Below are 16999 nucleotides of genomic sequence, written 5' to 3'. Positions count from 1 at the left end.
TCAAGCCGCAGGCGCCGGGCCATCTCCACAAGTCCACCTTTCCTATCCCCCAGCAGCACGCTATCTCTCCCGCCATGAGAAATATGCGCGAGACCTATGCCCAGCTTGTCGCCGAGGGCAAACTCAGGGCCGATCCGGCCCAAGAAACCGTGATGGCGGAGTTTGACCGCATCCGCGATGCTCTGGCCAACCCGCCGAAGAAGAGCTTTTTCCGCAAAGCCCCCGAACCGCCCAAGGGCCTGTACCTTTGGGGCGGCGTGGGGCGCGGTAAGTCGATGCTGATGGATATGTTTGTGGCGCATCTGCCCGACATCCCTGCACGGCGGGTGCATTTCCACGCCTTCATGCAAGAAATCCACAACGCTATGCATGAGGTCCGCAAGACCGGGGTGGATGACGCCATCGCGCCCGTTGCCCGCGACGTGGCCGAGAGCGTGCGCCTGCTTGCTTTCGACGAAATGCAGATCACCGACATCACCGACGCGATGATCGTGGGCCGGCTGTTTGAGGCACTCTTCGCCGCTGGGGTCGTGGTCGTCACGACCTCCAACCGCCTGCCCGACGATTTGTATAAAAACGGCATCAACCGCGAAGTCTTTGTGCCGTTTATCGAGTTGATCAAAGAGCGGATGGTGGTGCATGAATTGGTCAGCCCCACCGACTACCGCCAAGACCGGCTGGCGGGCTCGCAGGTCTATTTCACCCCAGTGAACGCGGAAAGCCGCGCCGCGATGGATGCGGTTTGGGACGATCTGGCAGGAACAAAGGGCGAGCCGCTGACGTTGCATGTCAAAGGCCGCGAGGTGGTGATTCCCGCTTTTCACAACGGCATGGCCCGCGCCGGTTTCCACGCGCTTTGCGGACAGCCGCTGGGGGCTGCGGATTACCTTGCGCTGGCGCAGAATGTGCGTGTGCTACTGCTAGACGATATCCCCAGCCTTGGCCGCTCAAACTTTAACGAAGCAAAGCGTTTCGTCACCCTGATTGATGCGCTCTACGAAGCGAAGGTCCGGTTGATCTGCTCTGCAGCAGCGGCCCCAGAAATGCTTTATACTGAAGGCGAAGGCACGTTCGAATTTGAACGCACCGCGTCACGTTTGCGCGAAATGCAAGGTGAGGATTGGGGGCGTTAACCGCCCACCAATCTTAAATCAGGAATCGCCGACCGACTGCATGTGCAGGTCGTTGCCCTGTAAGATGGGGTGATAAGGCCGTTCAACCTCATAAAGCCACCACAGGCCGCCCGCGATAATTGCGACACCTATGGCCATGAAGATAAATTGATATTTCCGTGCATCGTCCTGATCGTGACGCGCCGACTGAATAAAATTGCGCATGGGACACCTCGGTCAAATTCGAAAGGGGAGACTTCCTTTCACCAAGATACACCATATCTGCATCACACAGCAGCCGGGCCACCAAATATGGTTAATTAGACGCTTTCCCGCAACACGCTACCGGCAAGGTAGAGTGAGCCACAGATCAACACACGTGCATGGGGTTCGCGGGCGATAATCGCTTCCAACGCAGCGGTGACGCTTTCGGCTTCGGCCGTCTCAAACCCTACCTCTCGGGCCGCGTCCGCCGTCGCTTGGGCGGGCAGAGTTGCCGCTTCTCCGGGGATGGAAACAGCAGTAAGGCTCGCGGCCTCGGCAGCCAAGGGGCGCAGGTACCCGGCGATGTCTTTGGTGTTCAACATCCCACAGATCAGATGCGTAGGACGCTTGGGCATCTCTGCCAACGCAGCGGCCAAGGCCTGCCCCGCCGCGGGGTTGTGTCCGCCATCCAGCCAAAGCTCGCCCTCGGGCGCTTTGCCCGCCAGCGGCCCGTCAGACAAACGCTGCATCCGTGCGGGCCATTGTGCCTGAGTTACCGCAGCCTCACAAGCCTCTGGTCCGATGCCCAAGTGCCGTAGGGCAGCCAACGCGGCACCGGCGTTCAGGATCTGATGCGCACCCAGCAAATTAGGGCGCGGCAGATCAAGTAACCCGGTCTCATCTTGATAGACCATGCGCCCGGCTTCTGGGCCGACATGCCACTGTTGCCCATAGGCCAAAAGCGGTGCGCCAAGTTTCGCGGCGCGGCCTTCGATGACCTCAAGCGCGATCTCTTCCTGCGGGCCAACCACGCAGGGCACCAGCCGCTTGATGATCCCGGCCTTCTCGCCTGCGATCTCTGCCAATGTGTCGCCTAGATACTGCTGATGATCGACCGAAACGGGTGTGATTACCGTCAACACCGGATTAACGACATTGGTTGCATCCAGCCGCCCGCCAAGCCCGACTTCCAATAGCGTGTAATCGGCAGGCACCCGCGAAAAGGCGAGGATCGCGGCACAGGTTGTGATCTCGAAATAGGTGATCTCTTCGCCGTTGTTTGCGGCGTGACATTCATCCAGCACAGCAGCCAAATCAGGCTCTGAGATCAACTGCCCCGCCACCCGGATACGCTCGTGAAACCGCGCCAAATGCGGCGAGGTATAGGCATGAACTGTCTTGCCAGCTGCCTCTAACCCCGCGCGGATCATGGCTTGTGTCGACCCTTTGCCATTGGTTCCGGCAATATGGATAACCGGCGGCAGGTCGTTTTGGGGATTGCCCAACGCCTCAAGCAGCCGCCACATCCGGTCCAACGTCAGGTCGATGATTTTGGGGTGCAGCGCCATCATCCGTTCAAGGATGACGTCCGATGAAGGCGTGCTCATTTCTTTTTGGGCGTTTCGACGGGCAGATCGGCACTGGCTTGAACGGCGGCAGCGGCCTCGGCCACTTCGACCTCTTCAGGGGCGGGCAGATCGCCCCGCACCGCAGGCGTCAGCCCCATCAACATCCGCGTGATGGTAATTAACTCATCGCGCATTTCCGTCCGCTTGGTCACCCGGTCAAGCATCCCGTGGTCGAGCAGGTATTCGGCCCGCTGGAAACCCTCGGGCAGCTTTTCGCGGATCGTTTGTTCGATGACGCGCGGGCCAGCAAAACAGATCAACGCGTTCGGCTCCGCGATATGTACGTCGCCCAGCATCGCATAAGACGCGGTGACGCCGCCCGTGGTCGGATGTGTCAACACGACGATATAAGGCAGCCCGGCCTCTTTCAGCATCTGCACAGCAACCGTGGTGCGCGGCATCTGCATCAGGCTGAGGATACCTTCTTGCATCCGCGCGCCACCGGCGGCGGAGAACAGGACCAGCGGGCGTTTCAGCTTCACGGCCTCTTCGGCAGCGGCAATAATCGCATTCCCGACATACATGCCCATGGAACCGCCCATGAAGGAGAAATCCTGCGCACAGGCAACGATCGGCGTGCGGCCCATTTCACCTGTGACGACCAGCATGGCTTCATGCTCACCCGTCTGCTTTTGCGCGGCTTTCATCCGATCAGGATAGCGTTTCTGGTCTTTGAAATGCAGCGGGTCGGGTGTCGGCGCAGGCACCTTCACCTCGCTAAAGATACCACCGTCGAACAGCGCTTTGAACCGCGCACGCGGGCTGATGTGCATGTGGTGGCCGCAGTTGGTGCAGACGTTCAAATTGTCCGACAACTCGCGGTGAAACAGCATAGTGCCGCATTCATTACACTTGGTCCACAGATTGTCCGGCGTCTCGCGGCGCGAGAAGATCGAGTTGATTCGCGGGCGGACGTAGTTTGTGATCCAGTTCATTGGCAGGCCTCTGCTGTGGTTCCGTCCCAGATAATCCCCGCACCGGGAAATTGCAATCAGCGGCGTATTGCCAGTCGCGCCGCCAGCCATGAGACCAGCATAAGCGCAAAATCAACCGGCAACCATGTGCGGATCGCCGCTGCATCATCCATCGAAAAGGGCGTCAGGTACAACGCCAGCCCGGAAAGATCATCCGGCAAAGAGACAATCAAAATGGCTGAGACATTGTTCCAAAGATGCACGGCAATGGCAGGCCCAAGCGAGCCGGAACGCGCAGTGAGGTCTGCCATCAAAATCCCGAACACCCCAGCCCAAAGCGCCACCATCAGCGCATTCTCCCCCGCCTCGGCAGGCAGATAGTGACCAAGCGCAAACAGCGCCGAGGGCAGCACCATCCAGATCAACGGAGAGTTGAACCGTGCCGCCAGTTGCTGCTGCACATAGCCGCGAAAGACAATCTCTTCGGCGCTGACCTGCACCAGCACGGCAAGCAGCGACAGCGGTAAGAGCAGCAACCAACGGTTCAAGGGCAGGTTCGGCGTCAGTTCGCCGCCCATGTCCCACGGCGGCAGGATCAGCAGCACCGCCCCAAGGGCCAGCATGGCGAGGGACACCGAGCGAAAACTCGGCCAAAGCCGCCCTGGCACGCCCAACAGGCTGCTCGCATTGCGCTGGTGCACGATCCGCACCGTCACACCAACGGCCATCGCCATTGTACCGAAGCTGAACAGCAGCAGATACATCGCCTGCGGCGTGGCGCCCTTCAGCAAGTTGTCGTGCAGCGATGCCGCCGATGTTCCTGCGAAGGCATAGATCGTCTGGAAGTAAAACTCGTTCAGCGCGACATAGGCCACCACCGCCACGAACAACCCCAAAAAAAACCGCCAAAGCGCCGATGCCGGGCGCGCGGGCGCGACAAATTCCGCATGCGTGCTGTAATCGGGCCGCCAAGTCATGAGCGGCGCAGGTCAGATCGGGGGTGGTTGTTGCAGAGCATATGCCGGACCTTCACGCTTGCGGGCGGCTCCAACCGACCGCGCCAGAAGGTCAGAACCTATGCCCTAACACGCTGCAATACAACAGTTCCCCGGCCTCATATGCGCCAAAGCCTTGCAGCACCGCCCCTGCCCGACTATTCCATTCAAGACGTTTCAAGGAGCCCACCGATGTCCACCACCCCACGCTTCGACAAATCCCGGCTGCCCAGCCGCCACGTGACCGAAGGCCCGGCCCGCGCGCCGCACCGGTCCTATTACTACGCCATGGGCATGACCGAAGAAGAGATTCACCAGCCGCTGGTGGGCGTCGCCACCTGCTGGAACGAAGCAGCGCCCTGTAACATCGCGTTGAACCGTCAGGCGCAGGCCGTAAAGGTGGGTGTGCATTCCGAACAGGGCACGCCACGCGAATTTACCACGATCACCGTCACAGATGGCATTGCGATGGGCCATGAGGGCATGCGCTCCTCGTTGGCTTCGCGCGAAGCGATTGCCGACACGGTTGAGCTGACCATGCGCGGCCACTGCTATGACGCCATCGTGGGTCTCGCGGGCTGTGACAAATCCCTGCCGGGGATGATGATGGCGATGCTGCGGCTGAACGTGCCGTCGGTCTTCCTTTATGGCGGGTCGATCCTGCCGGGCAAAGCACCCGCCGGGGCCGATGTGCCCGAAGATTTCGCCACCCGTGATTTGACCGTGCAGGACATGTTCGAAGCCGTGGGCCGCTTCCAAAACGGCACCATGTCGCAGGCCGCATTGGATGTGCTTGAGCGCGTCGCTTGCCCCTCCGCTGGCGCTTGCGGGGGCCAGTTCACCGCCAACACAATGGCCTGCGTGTCAGAGGCCATCGGCCTTGCGCTGCCGAACTCTTCGGGCATGCCAGCGCCCTACGAGAGCCGCGACGCCTATGCCGAGGCATCAGGCGCGGCGGTGATGAACCTGATCGAGAAAAACATTCGCGCCCGCGACATCTGCACCCGCGAAGCCTTTGAGAACGCGGCGCGCATCGTCGCCTGCACCGGTGGCTCCACCAATGCTGGCCTGCACCTGCCCGCCATGGCCCATGAAGCCGGGATCGAATTCTACCTTGAAGACGTCTGCGAAATCTTCCGCGACACGCCTTACTTCGTCGATATGAAGCCGGGCGGCGCTTATGTGGCCAAGGATCTCTACGATGCGGGCGGAGTGCCGGTGGTCATGAAGGAATTGCGCAAAGCGGGTCTGCTGCACACCGACTGCCTGACCGCCACAGGCCGCTCCATCGGTGAGGAACTGGACCGCATCGACCGCGAAGCCGACGGCAAGGTGATCCACTCGGTCGCCAATCCGATCAGCAAGACCGGCGGTGTCGTGGGCCTGAAAGGCAACCTCGCCCCCGAAGGCGCCATCGTGAAAATCGCGGGCATGTCGGAAGAAGACATCGTTTTCACCGGCCCGGCGCTGGTGTTTGAATGCGAGCAAGACGCCTTTGAAGCCGTGCAAAACCGCGCCTATTCGGAAGGCGACGTCTTCGTCATCCGCAACGAAGGCCCCGCAGGCGGCCCCGGTATGCGTGAAATGCTGGCGACCACGGCAGCACTTTCGGGTCAGGGCATGGGCAAGAAGGTGGCTCTGATCACCGATGGCCGCTTCTCGGGTGCGACACGTGGTTTCTGCGTGGGCCACGTTGGCCCCGAAGCCGCGCACGGCGGGCCGATTGCCCTGCTGAAAAACGGCGACATGATCACCCTCAATGCCATCACCGGCAGCATCAGTGTTGATCTCAGCGATGATGAACTGGCCGAGCGTCGCAAAGATTGGGCTGGCCCCCGTGAGACGAACTACCAAAGCGGCGCGCTGTGGAAATATGCCAAGCTCGTTGGCCCCACTTACCTCGGTGCTGTGACACATCCGGGCGCTCAGGCCGAGACCCATGATTACATGGACCTCTAAAAGCCCATTCGCGGCGCTTGCGTTGCTTACCCTGTCCGCCTGCGAAGGCGGTCAGGGTTTTTCCCTTGGCGGCAGTACCGGGGCGGCAGAGGAACCTCTGCGCCAAACCATCCTTGCCGATGGGGCGGTGCAAGTCGTCCCGCCGCAGGGTTATTGCATCGACCGCAAAAGCCTTAAAAGCCGCTTTGCCCTGATGGCCCGCTGCGATGCGCTTGGCCTACCCGATGTTGTCACCGCCGCACCTCTGGGCATCCTGACCCTTGCGTTGATCGAAACCGAACCCGACGCGCCGCTGCCGACGCCGCAACAGGTGGCCAAAGCCGCCGGATTGACACAAGTCCAAGAGACCGGGAGCCCCGATGGGGCCACAATTTTCGTCGCCCAAGGGCCAGTGCCCGCCGAAGGCATGTCAGGCCGCCACTGGCGCGGCACGGCGCGGATCGGCGGCCATATCGCCAGCGTCACCCTTTATGGTGCGCCACAAAGCCGCGCAGTTTCGGAAGAAGGGCGCGAATTGGTGGCTGATCTTATCCAGCAAAGCCGAACCAAAAGCGAAGGCCTTGGGGCCGGGTCATGACCGGCCCGTTGTTTCCAAATCGGCAACACTGCCCGTCACTGGAAACAATCGGCAGGCTATTTAATTGAACGAAACCTTCGCCTTGCGTAGGCTGCTGGGAAATAAGGGGCGCAAGTCATGGTCAACTTTCGCAGCGGTTATCTAGAGGGCAGGTTTTACGCCCGCGCGCTGCAACGCTGGGCGCGCGCCGCGCGCAAAGCTGCCACCGTTGACCTTGCCACTCTACGCCGCCAGCGCAGCCGCGCCCGCTTGCTGCGCGCCCAGCTCGATCAGTTGATCCAACGCGCCGACGCACGGCTGGCCCTGCCCGCCATTGGCGCCACCGGATTCCCCAAACCGCATAACGCCGATTGGGCATGGCGGCCTGAGCTTTGGCGCGGGCCGTTGCCGACGCCCGGCATCTCGGCCGTTGAAACCAAATCGATGCTGGGCGCGGAAGTGACCCTTTTCCACGACTGTGCACAATCGGAACTGACCCTGCGCCAATTGCGCAATCTGCGCGAAGCTGACCTCGCCCCCTATGGCCTGCAACTCGACGTGTTCGAATTCGACGGATCTTTCCTATCGCTGGTGATTGACCTGCCAGATGATGCCGTCTCCGGATTAAAGCGCCGCCACCTGATCCGCATGGATGCGATCGTGCAGTTGGAGCATCCGCTTGAGATCTTTGCTCGGCTCAACATTCGCCACGGTCCAAATACCGAACAGATTGTTCGCGAACTGCCCGCTGACATGGAAAGCATCAGCATCGAGTTTGATCTCGCCTATACCAACCTCAACGAAAAACGGATCGAGGCGGCATGGATCGACCTGATTTTTGAGGGGCCGGACATGAACCAAGTCGTGCTGCGCGACCTCACCTTCTCCCGCCGCCCCCGCGCCCAAATCTAGGATTCCCGTGATGAGCCGATTTGACCTGACCAAAACCGTGCTGCGCCAAGGCGTCTGGCAGGGCGTGTTGACTGCCAAGGGCGGGACGGAGGCACCGCAGGTTAACGTGACACACCAAGGCTCTGAACTCGCTGGGGTCACGTTGACCGCTGCTGAGACGGCGGGCGAATGGCACCTCTCAATCCCCATCCCGGCTGAGGTGATCGCCGATGGGGTGCAAACGCTGCTTATCACCGAACAGACCAGCGGCATGTCGTTGGGGCATGTGACCCTGATCGCCGATGAGGCGCTTGGTGATGACATCCGCGCCGAGATGGACCTGCTGCGCGCCGAACTCGACATGCTGAAACGCGCATTTCGTCGCCATTGCCGCGAGACGGATTAACCCCCCTATCAAACCCGGCGAAAGGCTGCCCCATGCGCGCATTCCGCTCTTTGCTTTTGTCCTTCGCCATGGCCTTGCCCGCCTCAGCCGAGACACTGTGTACGCTGTTGATCGACGCCCCCACCGGCGCGACCCTGTTGGAAGAGGGCGACTGTGACCGACCCGTCACTCCGGCATCGACTTTCAAACTGCCACTGGCGGTGATCGGCTATGACACGGGGCTTCTGATCGACCCCGAAACCCCGGTTTTCAGCTACCGAACAGGCGATCCCGACTGGGGCGGTGCGCCGTGGCGGCAGGACACGTCTCCCACCGACTGGCTGCGCTATTCAGTGCTGTGGTACTCGCACCGGCTGACGCATGAATTGGGTGCTGACAGACTCGCGCACTATGCGCGGCGCTTTGGCTATGGCAACGCGGATTTCAGTGGCGATGCGGGCCAAGACAACGGATTAGACCGCGCTTGGATCGCCTCTTCGCTACAGGTTTCCCCACGCCAGCAAGCGGTCTTTCTACGCGCGCTGCTGCGCGACGCCCTGCCCGTATCTCCTGCTGCCATGCAAAAGGCCCGCGCGATTGTCGAACGGCGAGACGTGGGCGGATGGCAGATCAAGGGCAAAACCGGCGCGGCCTTCCCCCGGCGTGCGGACCGCAGCTTTGACTATGCCCGCGGTTGGGGGTGGTATCTGGGCTGGGCCGAAAAGGCGGATCGGCAGGTCGTCTTTGTCACCCTCACCCAAGCCACGCATCGCCAAGACGGGTCTCCGGGCAATCTGACCCGCGATGCGTTTCTCGACGAATGGCCACGCCAGCTTGACTAACAAAAAGCCCCGCTGCTGCCAGCGGGGCTTTTCGCGTTTCGGGAAAGACCCCGTTACTCGTTCGGACCCAAAGCCGACAGACCCTTCAGGATGTCGATGGCATAGGCCAACTGGTAATCCTCTTCGCGCAGTTCGGCCGCGATGCGGGCCTTTTCCCGATCATCTTCGATCTGTTTGATCTGATCGTCGGTCAGGCTGTCATTGTTCAACCGCCCGCGCAGATCAGCTTCCGAGCGCAGGGGACGTGCGGACAATGCCTCGTCTTCCTCGGTCTCCGGTGCTGCTGGGGGCTGGGCCACAACGATGTCAGGTGACACGCCAAGCGCTTGGATCGAACGTCCCGATGGCGTGTAATACCGCGCCGTGGTCAGGCGCATGGCCCCGTCCCCGCGCAATGGCATGACGGTCTGGACCGACCCTTTGCCAAAGCTCTTGGTGCCGATGACGATGGCGCGGCGGTGGTCCTGCAAGGCCCCCGCGACGATTTCCGAGGCAGAGGCAGAGCCACCGTTAATTAGCACAACGATCGGTTTACCCATGGCCAGATCACCGGGCGTGGCGTTCACGCGGTCACCATCCTCGATATCGCGGCCACGGGTGCTGACGATCTCCCCTTCTTCGAGGAAGGCATCCGAGACGGCAATCGCCTGATTAAGCAAACCGCCGGGGTTGTTGCGCATGTCGATTACGATGCCGTTGATATTCTCAATGCCCCCCGCATCTTCGATCTGCTCTTCCAGACCCTCTTTCATCTTGGGATAGGTCTGCTCATTAAATGTGGTCAGACGCAGCACGGCAGTTTGGCCCACGGTGCGGGCGCGCACGGCGGTCAGTTGGATCGTGTCGCGGACGATGGACACGTCAAAGGGCTCCGGCTCGCCTTCGCGCACCACGGTGATGATGATCTCAGACCCAACCGGCCCGCGCATCATCTCGACCGCGTCATCAAGGCCAAGGCCCAGCAGGCTTTCGCCATCAACGTGGGTAATGAAATCACCGGCCTCAATCCCTGCTTCGGCGGCAGGTGTTTCGTCGATGGGTGAGACGACTTTGACGAAACCTTCTTCTTGGGTGACCTCAATGCCCAGACCGCCAAATTCGCCGCGCGTCTGCTCGCGCATCTTCTCGGCGTCCTTGGGCGAGAGGTATGACGAATGCGGATCAAGCGAGGTCAACATGCCGTTAATCGCGGCTTCGATCAGGTCACCGGGTTCGACATCTTCGACATATTGCGCGCGGATGCGTTCGAAAATATCGCCAAAGAGGTCGAGCTGTTCATAGACGTTTGTCGTCTTCTCAGCCTCTTGCGCCAACAGCGGTCCGGCGATCTGAGTGGTTGCCACCACCCCCGCGACCGTGCCTGCAACGGCTGCCATCACGAATTTCTTCATCTGCTATCCATCCTTGTCGGTGCGGAACCAATCTGCCGGGTCCTGAGGTGTATTGTCTTGCCTGACTTCTATATAGAGCGTTTCTGTGCGGTCAGTGCCAGTGCCTTCACCATTTGGTGACATTTGGGAACTTGTGCCGCTTTCCGGCCCGCCCATCAACCCAATGGGTGTGCCACCGGCAATCACCTGCCCGGCTTGGCCGTAAACGATATCCAGCCCCGCCAGCACAAAGAGCGTGTCGACCTGCGGCTCAAGGATCACGACATTGCCCAGATCAAGCAGCGGCCCCACGTAACGGATCGTCGCCGCCGAGGGGCTGGTGACAATGGCGCGGGGGCGGGTAGCAAGGATCATGCCGGGCCGCGTCACCCCCGCCGAATCCGTCTCTCCGGCTTTGCGGATCACCAGCCCCAGCGCAGGCAAGGGCAGATCGCCCACCTGCCCGTCGAGGTTCACCGGCGCAGGCTCCACCGCGCCGGTCGTGATCTCGGACAGGCCGCTGGCGAAACCATCCAACGTCTCGGTCGAGGCGATGAGGATCGCGGTGCGCACCGGGTCTTCGGTAAAGCGCATCGGCAGATCAGTGCGGTTGGCCATGGCCTGATTAAGCGCGGTACGCGCGGCCTGAAGCTCGGTCAGCCCTTCTTGCAAACGCTGCGCCGCATCGGTTTGCAACGCGCGCAGGGTCTTGATGTCTTCGTAATCCTGCCGCAGCGCATCGGCGCGGGCGTTGAGCGCGGGCGTCAATTCAGCCAGCAACATGCCCGCGCGGGCGGTGCCCATCGGACCATCGGGGTGCAGCAGCACCACGGGCGAGGGATCACCACCGATGCTTTGCAAGACGCCCAAGAACTGCGCCACCTCGCCCTCGCGCGCCTGTAGCTTGCGGCTCAGCTGTGCCTCGTTGATCGCCGCCTGCCGCAGACCCGCGCGCATTGCCGCGAGCCCCGCCTCAAACGCTTGAATCGTTTCGGTCAGCGCCTGCACCCGGTCACGCGCCCCATCGGCTTGATCGAGCCGTGTCGACGCCGCCTCCAGCGCCGACGCCGCCGCGCGCGCCTCTGCTGCGGCCTCTTCGGCCTGCGCCTGTGCCATCAGGGGCAGACAGGCAAATAGGACAGCCGCGGCAAGATGTTTCATGAAAGCAGGCTTTTCCCGGTCATTTCTTCGGGCTGCGGCAGGCCCATCAGATCAAGCACCGTGGGCGCCAAATCGGCCAACCGCCCATCGCGCAGGGCGGCCCCTTCGGGCGCGCCCACCAGCATCACCGGCACCGGGTTAAGCGTATGCGCCGTATGCGCGCCGCCGGTCTCAGGATCGATCATCATCTCGCAATTGCCGTGATCCGCCGTGACGATCATCGCGCCGCCTGCGGCCTCCAGCGCCTTGAGCACCCGGCCGAGCCCCGCGTCCACCGCTTCGCAAGCCGCAATCGCCGCCTCCAGATCGCCGGTATGGCCGACCATATCGGGGTTGGCGTAATTCACCACGATGAGGTCATAACCCGCCTCGATCGCCTGCACGAATTGATCCGTCACCTTGCCCGACGACATCTCGGGCTGCATGTCATAGGTCGCCACATTGGGCGATTTGGGCATGTTGCGGTCTTCGCCCGTGGCCGGAGTCTCAACCCCGCCGTTAAGGAAGAAGGTCACATGGGGATATTTCTCAGTCTCGGCCAAACGGAACTGCCGCAGCCCCTGCTGCGCCACCCAGTCCCCCAGCGTGTTTTTGATGTCCGGCTTGGGATACATCGTGGTCATATAGGCGGCGTGATCTTTGGAATATTCCGCCATTCCCATCAGCGCCGCCCAATCGGGGCGCGGGCCGGTGTCATAGGCGTCGAACCCCGGATCGCCCAAGGCCGCCATGATTTCGCGCGCGCGGTCGGCGCGGAAGTTAAGGCAGAAGAGCCCGTCGCCCGTCGCCGCCCCCGCATAGCCGTCGATCACACTAGCGGCAAAGAACTCATCCGTCTCGCCCCGCCCGTAGGCGGCCTGCACCGCTGCGCGGGCATTGGGAAACGCCTGCCCTTCGCCGCGCAAAATTGCCGCCGAAGCCTTGCCCACCCGGTCCCAACGAGTGTCACGGTCCATCGCGAAATAGCGCCCGGTCACGGTGACGATCTTCACGGCCTCGGGCAGCGCCGCCTCCAGCGTCTCGAAATAGCCAAGGGCAGAGGACGGCGCCACGTCGCGCCCATCGGTCACCGCATGGATCACCACCGGCAGTCCCGCCGCATCCAGCGCGCGGGCGGCGGCGATCATATGGCTCAGATGCCCATGCACCCCCCCGTCCGAGACGACGCCCATCAGATGCGCGGTACCGCCGGTTTCCTTGAGTTTGGCGATGAAATCTTGCAGGCGCTCATTCTCGGCAAAGCTGCCCTCTTCGATGGCGAGATCAATCTGCCCCAGATCCATCGCAACCACCCGGCCCGCGCCGATATTGGTATGGCCGACCTCGGAATTGCCCATCTGCCCGCGCGGCAGGCCTACGTCGGGGCCATGGGTGATCAACTGCGCCTTCGGCCCCGCCTGCATGATCCGGTCGAAATTCGGCGTCTTGGCCAGCAAGGGCGCGTTGCCCTCCGGCACCTCGCTGAGGCCCCAACCGTCAAGGATACACAATACGACAGGTTTGGGGGCGCTCATCAGACTGCTTGCTCCGGCTTGGTGGCTGTTCAGCGCCTTTTACCCCTTGTGGGCTGGCACTTGAACCACTTTGTGCACAAGCCTCCCATTCCCGCGCAGAGGCCTTGCCCCGCGCGCCTGCTTTGGTCATAACGAGGGGCAACTTTCGCCTGAGCCGAGGACCAACTCCATGACCCTGCAAGCGCCCGAAACCCGCATCGTGAACACTTGGCGCGTGGCCTGCGACGGCAGCGAAGGCGCGCTTGGCCACCCGCGCGTCTGGCTGCAAATCCCCCAGGATCGCGGCTGGGTCGAATGCGGCTATTGCGACTGTAAATTCGTCCATGCGGATTTCGAAGGCAAAGTCTGAGCCTTTCCGGCCCCCTCTGAACATCTGAACCGACGGCACGAACCTGCCCGCGCGGCGCATTGGCGTCTGGCCGTGGGCCATGCTTCGTGGCAAAAGGGTCGCCAACCCAGCGGAGCATTCCTATGACATTCGGCAAAGGCCACCACCTGCATCTGATCGACGGCTCTGCCTTCATCTTTCGCGCCTATCACGCCCTGCCACCGCTGACGCGCAAATCCGACGGCATGCCCATTGGCGCGGTCGCCGGGTTCTGCAACATGCTGCACCGCTATGTTGAGGGCAACACCGGCCCCAATGCGCCCACGCATGTCGCCGTGATCTTCGACAAGGGCAGCCACACTTTCCGCAACGACTTGTACGACCAGTACAAGGCCAACCGCGAGGCCATGCCCGAAGACCTGCGCCCGCAAATCCCGCTGACCCGCACCGCGACCGAGGCGTTCAACATCGCCTGCAAAGAGCTTGAGGGCTATGAGGCCGATGACATCATCGCCACGCTGGCTGTGCAGGCCCGTGCCGCCGGGGGGCGCTGCACGATCATTAGCTCCGACAAAGATCTGATGCAGCTTGTGGGCGACGGGGTGGAAATGCTCGACGCTATGAAAAACAAAACCATCGACCGCGATGGGGTGTTTGAGAAGTTCGGTGTTTACCCTGACCGCGTGGTGGATGTGCAGGCGCTGGCGGGCGATTCGGTCGACAACGTGCCCGGCGCACCCGGCATCGGGATCAAGACAGCCGCGCTTTTGATCAACGAATACGGCGATCTGGATGCGCTGCTGGAACGCGCGGAAGAGATTAAACAGCCCAAACGCCGCCAGACCCTGATCGACCATGCCGAGCAAATTCGCCTGAGCCGCAGCCTCGTCCTGCTAGACGAAAACACCCCCCTCGACTTCACCATCGACGACCTCGAAGTGCGCGACCCCGATGCGGACCGCCTGCTCGGCTTCCTGTCCGAGATGGAGTTCCGCACCCTGTCGAAGCGTGTAGCCGAAGTGCTGGGCCGCGAAGCGCCCGCCATCCCCGACGCGCCAGCGCCCGACGTGGCGGACTCACCGCAGGTCGCGGATGTGCCCTTCGATCACAGCAAATATGAGCAGGTCAGCGACGCCGAAGCGCTGCGCGTCTGGCTCGACCGGATTTATGAGGTCGGCTATGTCGCGGTCGACACCGAAACCACCGGCCTGAACGAGATGACCGCCGAACTGGTCGGCGTGTCGCTGTCGGTTGAGGCCGGGCAGGCCTGCTACATCCCGCTGACCCACAAGGCCAGCCGCAGTGATGATCTGTTCGGCTCCGATGACCTCGCGCCCGGCCAGATGCCGATTGAGGAAGCGCTGCAACTGCTGACCCCGATGCTGGAGGATCCTGCGATCCTCAAGATCGGGCAGAATATGAAATACGATGGCAAGATCTTTGCCCAACTGGGCATCACTGTCGCGCCCATCGACGACACGATGCTGATGTCCTACGCGATGCACGCAGGCCTGCACGGGCATGGGATGGACACGCTTTCCGAACGTTACCTCGGCCACACGCCCTTGCCGATTAAACCGCTACTCGGCAGCGGCAAATCCGCCGTGACTTTCGACAAGGTGCCAATGGAAGACGCGGTGCCCTATGCCGCCGAGGATGCCGATGTCACCCTGCGCCTGTGGAAACTCTTCAAGCCGCAGCTGCACCGCGCCGAAGTCACCAAAGTCTATGAAACGCTTGAGCGCCCGCTGGTGCCAGTGCTGGCGCAGATGGAACGTTCGGGGATACTCGTCGATCGCGATACGCTCAGCCGCATGTCCAACGCTTTTGCCCAGAAAATGGCGGGGCTAGAGGCTGATATTCACGATCTGGCCGGAGAGACGTTCAACGTCGGCTCCCCCGCGCAGCTGGGTGAAATCTTGTTTGGCAAGATGGGGCTTGAGGGCGGCAAAAAGGGCAAGACTGGTAAATACTCCACCGGCGCGGATGTACTGGAGGATCTGGCCACCGAGCATGACCTCGCCCGCCGGGTGCTGGATTGGCGGCAACTGTCCAAGCTGAAATCGACCTATACCGACGCGCTGCAAGACCATGTGAACGCCGACACGGGGCGGGTACACACCTGCTATTCTATCGCCGGGGCGGCGACGGGGCGTTTGGCCTCGACCGATCCGAACCTGCAAAACATCCCGATCCGCTCCGAGGAAGGCCGCCGCATTCGCGAGGCTTTCGTCGCCCCCGAGGGCAAGGTGCTGGTGGCACTGGACTACAGCCAGATCGAGTTGCGCATTCTGGCGCATATCGCACAGATCGACGCGCTGAAGGAAGCCTTTGCCCGCGGTGACGACATCCACGCCATGACCGCGTCCGAGATGTTTGACGTGCCGATGGATCAGATGACCCCGGAAATTCGCCGCAACGCCAAGGCGATCAACTTCGGCGTGATCTACGGCATCTCCGGGTTCGGCCTTGCGCGCAACCTGCGCATTCCACGGGCCGAGGCGCAGGGCTTTATCGACCGCTATTTCGAACGTTTCCCCGGCATCCGCACCTATATGGACGACACCAAAGCCTTCGCCAAAGAGCATGGCTTTGTGCAGACGCTGTTCGGTCGCAAGATCAACACGCCCAACATCGGGGCCAAGGGGCCGCAAGCCGGTTTCGCCGCCCGCGCCGCGATCAACGCGCCGATCCAAGGCACCGCCGCCGACGTGATCCGCCGCGCCATGGTTCGGATGCCCGAGGCCATCGCCGATCTGCCCGCGACGATGCTGCTGCAGGTGCACGATGAACTGCTGTTCGAGGTCGAAAAGGGCGCCGAAGACGCGCTGATCGCCGCCGCGCGTGAAGTGATGGTGAACGCCAATGATCCGGTGGTCAAGCTGGATGTGAAGCTGATCGTCGATGCGGGCGTGGGTGCGAATTGGGCCGAGGCGCATTGATGGCTCATACAGACCTCCCCGAAGACCTCGCCCAAGCGCTGGAGGAGACCGGCGCGCAGGCCGGTTGGGACGGCTACAGCGATGAGTTGCGCGCCGATGCGCTGGCATGGATCGACGCGGCGCGGACCACGACGGCGCGGTCAAAGCGGGTGGATGACGTGGCGCGCTTTGCCGGCAAGGGGCTTCCGCCGACACCGTTTCAGTGAGAGAGAGGGCCATCGCCTGCCCGCGGGTCGGCGATCCCAACGCTCGTTCATGCCACTTTATAGTTCAGCCATGATGTGACTTAGCTAAGTTGCGCCAAACCTCGCCAAATCGCCTACCCGGTCGCACTTGAGGTGCGCCCATCATATAGCGGCACGCCTTTGGCGTGACGGGCGGGCAGGCGATGGCCCGGCGCCTGCGGCTTGATTCCGG

Annotated in this window: 16 protein-coding genes; 9 read left to right on the top strand and 7 right to left on the bottom strand. The window is 62.0% G+C overall.

Annotation, left to right across the window (positions count from 1 at the left end):
• Positions 1–74 precede the first annotated feature (74 nt).
• Entirely contained in the window at positions 75–1133 is a 1059-nt protein-coding gene (gene zapE / locus ACSQ16_RS03435; protein ID WP_243261676.1) for a cell division protein ZapE, read from the top strand.
• Between the two features lie 18 nt (positions 1134–1151).
• Here zapE and ACSQ16_RS03430 read toward each other — a convergent pair whose 3' ends face one another.
• The 4 genes from ACSQ16_RS03430 to ACSQ16_RS03415 all read right to left on the bottom strand — a co-directional run bounded on the left by ACSQ16_RS03430 (position 1152) and on the right by ACSQ16_RS03415 (position 4616).
• The gene (locus tag ACSQ16_RS03430) at positions 1152–1337 is read right to left on the bottom strand and encodes a hypothetical protein (protein ID WP_093927430.1); all 186 of its coding nucleotides are present in this window, start codon (positions 1335–1337) and stop codon (positions 1152–1154) included.
• A 95-nt stretch (positions 1338–1432) separates the two neighbouring features.
• Positions 1433–2704 (bottom strand): bifunctional folylpolyglutamate synthase/dihydrofolate synthase, encoded by a 1272-nt coding sequence (locus tag ACSQ16_RS03425; protein ID WP_243261677.1) that lies wholly within the window; start codon positions 2702–2704, stop codon positions 1433–1435.
• Entirely contained in the window at positions 2701–3660 is a 960-nt protein-coding gene (accD, locus tag ACSQ16_RS03420) for an acetyl-CoA carboxylase, carboxyltransferase subunit beta (protein ID WP_243261678.1), read from the bottom strand. Before accD ends, ACSQ16_RS03425 begins: the two co-directional genes overlap by 4 nt.
• Positions 3661–3716: 56 nt before the next feature.
• Positions 3717–4616, bottom strand: coding sequence for a CPBP family intramembrane glutamic endopeptidase (locus ACSQ16_RS03415; protein WP_243261679.1), 900 nt, complete (start codon positions 4614–4616; stop codon positions 3717–3719).
• A 210-nt stretch (positions 4617–4826) separates the two neighbouring features.
• Here ACSQ16_RS03415 and ilvD point away from each other — a divergent pair, with 210 nt between their 5' ends.
• The 5 genes from ilvD (at position 4827) to blaOXA (ending at position 9267) form a co-directional block, all read left to right on the top strand.
• Positions 4827–6593 carry a dihydroxy-acid dehydratase gene (ilvD, locus tag ACSQ16_RS03410; RefSeq protein WP_243261680.1) on the top strand — a complete coding sequence of 589 codons (1767 nt, stop codon included), beginning with the start codon at positions 4827–4829 and terminating at the stop codon, positions 6591–6593.
• Complete coding sequence (locus tag ACSQ16_RS03405; protein ID WP_093927435.1) at positions 6574–7170, top strand: hypothetical protein; 597 nt, start codon at positions 6574–6576, stop codon at positions 7168–7170. The genes ilvD and ACSQ16_RS03405 overlap by 20 nt, the downstream gene beginning before the upstream one ends.
• Before the next feature lie 117 nt (positions 7171–7287).
• Positions 7288–8061: a DUF6478 family protein gene (locus tag ACSQ16_RS03400; RefSeq protein ID WP_243261681.1), complete on the top strand. Its 774-nt coding sequence runs from the start codon at positions 7288–7290 to the stop codon at positions 8059–8061.
• 10 nt (positions 8062–8071) lie between these two features.
• Positions 8072–8446, top strand: coding sequence for a hypothetical protein (locus ACSQ16_RS03395; protein WP_243261682.1), 375 nt, complete (start codon positions 8072–8074; stop codon positions 8444–8446).
• Positions 8447–8478: 32 nt separating this feature from the next.
• The gene (blaOXA, locus tag ACSQ16_RS03390) at positions 8479–9267 is read left to right on the top strand and encodes a class D beta-lactamase (protein WP_243261683.1); all 789 of its coding nucleotides are present in this window, start codon (positions 8479–8481) and stop codon (positions 9265–9267) included.
• 53 nt (positions 9268–9320) lie between these two features.
• Here blaOXA and ACSQ16_RS03385 read toward each other — a convergent pair whose 3' ends face one another.
• From ACSQ16_RS03385 to gpmI, 3 genes are read right to left on the bottom strand one after another with little or no spacing between them, the layout of a single operon-like run.
• Entirely contained in the window at positions 9321–10658 is a 1338-nt protein-coding gene (locus tag ACSQ16_RS03385; protein ID WP_243261684.1) for a S41 family peptidase, read from the bottom strand.
• Positions 10659–10661: 3 nt separating this feature from the next.
• Positions 10662–11798: a murein hydrolase activator EnvC family protein gene (locus ACSQ16_RS03380; RefSeq protein ID WP_243261685.1), complete on the bottom strand. Its 1137-nt coding sequence runs from the start codon at positions 11796–11798 to the stop codon at positions 10662–10664.
• Positions 11795–13312 carry a 2,3-bisphosphoglycerate-independent phosphoglycerate mutase gene (gpmI, locus tag ACSQ16_RS03375; protein WP_243261686.1) on the bottom strand — a complete coding sequence of 506 codons (1518 nt, stop codon included), beginning with the start codon at positions 13310–13312 and terminating at the stop codon, positions 11795–11797. Before gpmI ends, ACSQ16_RS03380 begins: the two co-directional genes overlap by 4 nt.
• Before the next feature lie 169 nt (positions 13313–13481).
• Between gpmI and ACSQ16_RS03370 the strand changes: the two genes are divergently transcribed.
• From ACSQ16_RS03370 to ACSQ16_RS03360, 3 genes are all read left to right on the top strand, one after another.
• Positions 13482–13661, top strand: a complete 180-nt coding sequence (locus ACSQ16_RS03370) for a zinc-finger domain-containing protein (protein WP_067263007.1) — start codon at positions 13482–13484, stop codon at positions 13659–13661.
• A 122-nt stretch (positions 13662–13783) separates the two neighbouring features.
• Complete coding sequence (gene polA / locus ACSQ16_RS03365) at positions 13784–16582, top strand: DNA polymerase I (protein WP_435988590.1); 2799 nt, start codon at positions 13784–13786, stop codon at positions 16580–16582.
• On the top strand, positions 16582–16788 hold the full coding sequence (locus ACSQ16_RS03360; protein WP_243261688.1) for a YdeI/OmpD-associated family protein: 207 nt from the start codon (positions 16582–16584) through the stop codon (positions 16786–16788). The genes polA and ACSQ16_RS03360 overlap by 1 nt, the downstream gene beginning before the upstream one ends.
• The last annotated feature ends 211 nt before the right edge of the window (positions 16789–16999 follow it).

The sequence above is a fragment of the Sulfitobacter sp. SH24 genome (assembly GCF_965641895.1).
GTDB classification, from domain to species: Bacteria; Pseudomonadota; Alphaproteobacteria; order Rhodobacterales; family Rhodobacteraceae; genus Sulfitobacter; species Sulfitobacter dubius.
The sequence above is the reverse complement of the archived record's forward strand: the minus strand, read 5'-3'. Positions and strand labels throughout refer to the sequence as shown.

What these genes read in the sequence shown, in the direction of transcription:
- zapE (WP_243261676.1), top strand. Translation starts at nt 75, where the DNA reads ATGAGAAATATGCGCGAGACCTATGCCCAGCTTGTCGCCGAGGGCAAA.
- ACSQ16_RS03430 (WP_093927430.1), bottom strand. Translation starts at nt 1,337, where the DNA reads ATGCGCAATTTTATTCAGTCGGCGCGTCACGATCAGGACGATGCACGG.
- ACSQ16_RS03425 (WP_243261677.1), bottom strand. Translation starts at nt 2,704, where the DNA reads ATGAGCACGCCTTCATCGGACGTCATCCTTGAACGGATGATGGCGCTG.
- accD (WP_243261678.1), bottom strand. Translation starts at nt 3,660, where the DNA reads ATGAACTGGATCACAAACTACGTCCGCCCGCGAATCAACTCGATCTTC.
- ACSQ16_RS03415 (WP_243261679.1), bottom strand. Translation starts at nt 4,616, where the DNA reads ATGACTTGGCGGCCCGATTACAGCACGCATGCGGAATTTGTCGCGCCC.
- ilvD (WP_243261680.1), top strand. Translation starts at nt 4,827, where the DNA reads ATGTCCACCACCCCACGCTTCGACAAATCCCGGCTGCCCAGCCGCCAC.
- ACSQ16_RS03405 (WP_093927435.1), top strand. Translation starts at nt 6,574, where the DNA reads ATGATTACATGGACCTCTAAAAGCCCATTCGCGGCGCTTGCGTTGCTT.
- ACSQ16_RS03400 (WP_243261681.1), top strand. Translation starts at nt 7,288, where the DNA reads ATGGTCAACTTTCGCAGCGGTTATCTAGAGGGCAGGTTTTACGCCCGC.
- ACSQ16_RS03395 (WP_243261682.1), top strand. Translation starts at nt 8,072, where the DNA reads ATGAGCCGATTTGACCTGACCAAAACCGTGCTGCGCCAAGGCGTCTGG.
- blaOXA (WP_243261683.1), top strand. Translation starts at nt 8,479, where the DNA reads ATGCGCGCATTCCGCTCTTTGCTTTTGTCCTTCGCCATGGCCTTGCCC.
- ACSQ16_RS03385 (WP_243261684.1), bottom strand. Translation starts at nt 10,658, where the DNA reads ATGAAGAAATTCGTGATGGCAGCCGTTGCAGGCACGGTCGCGGGGGTG.
- ACSQ16_RS03380 (WP_243261685.1), bottom strand. Translation starts at nt 11,798, where the DNA reads ATGAAACATCTTGCCGCGGCTGTCCTATTTGCCTGTCTGCCCCTGATG.
- gpmI (WP_243261686.1), bottom strand. Translation starts at nt 13,312, where the DNA reads ATGAGCGCCCCCAAACCTGTCGTATTGTGTATCCTTGACGGTTGGGGC.
- ACSQ16_RS03370 (WP_067263007.1), top strand. Translation starts at nt 13,482, where the DNA reads ATGACCCTGCAAGCGCCCGAAACCCGCATCGTGAACACTTGGCGCGTG.
- polA (WP_435988590.1), top strand. Translation starts at nt 13,784, where the DNA reads ATGACATTCGGCAAAGGCCACCACCTGCATCTGATCGACGGCTCTGCC.
- ACSQ16_RS03360 (WP_243261688.1), top strand. Translation starts at nt 16,582, where the DNA reads ATGGCTCATACAGACCTCCCCGAAGACCTCGCCCAAGCGCTGGAGGAG.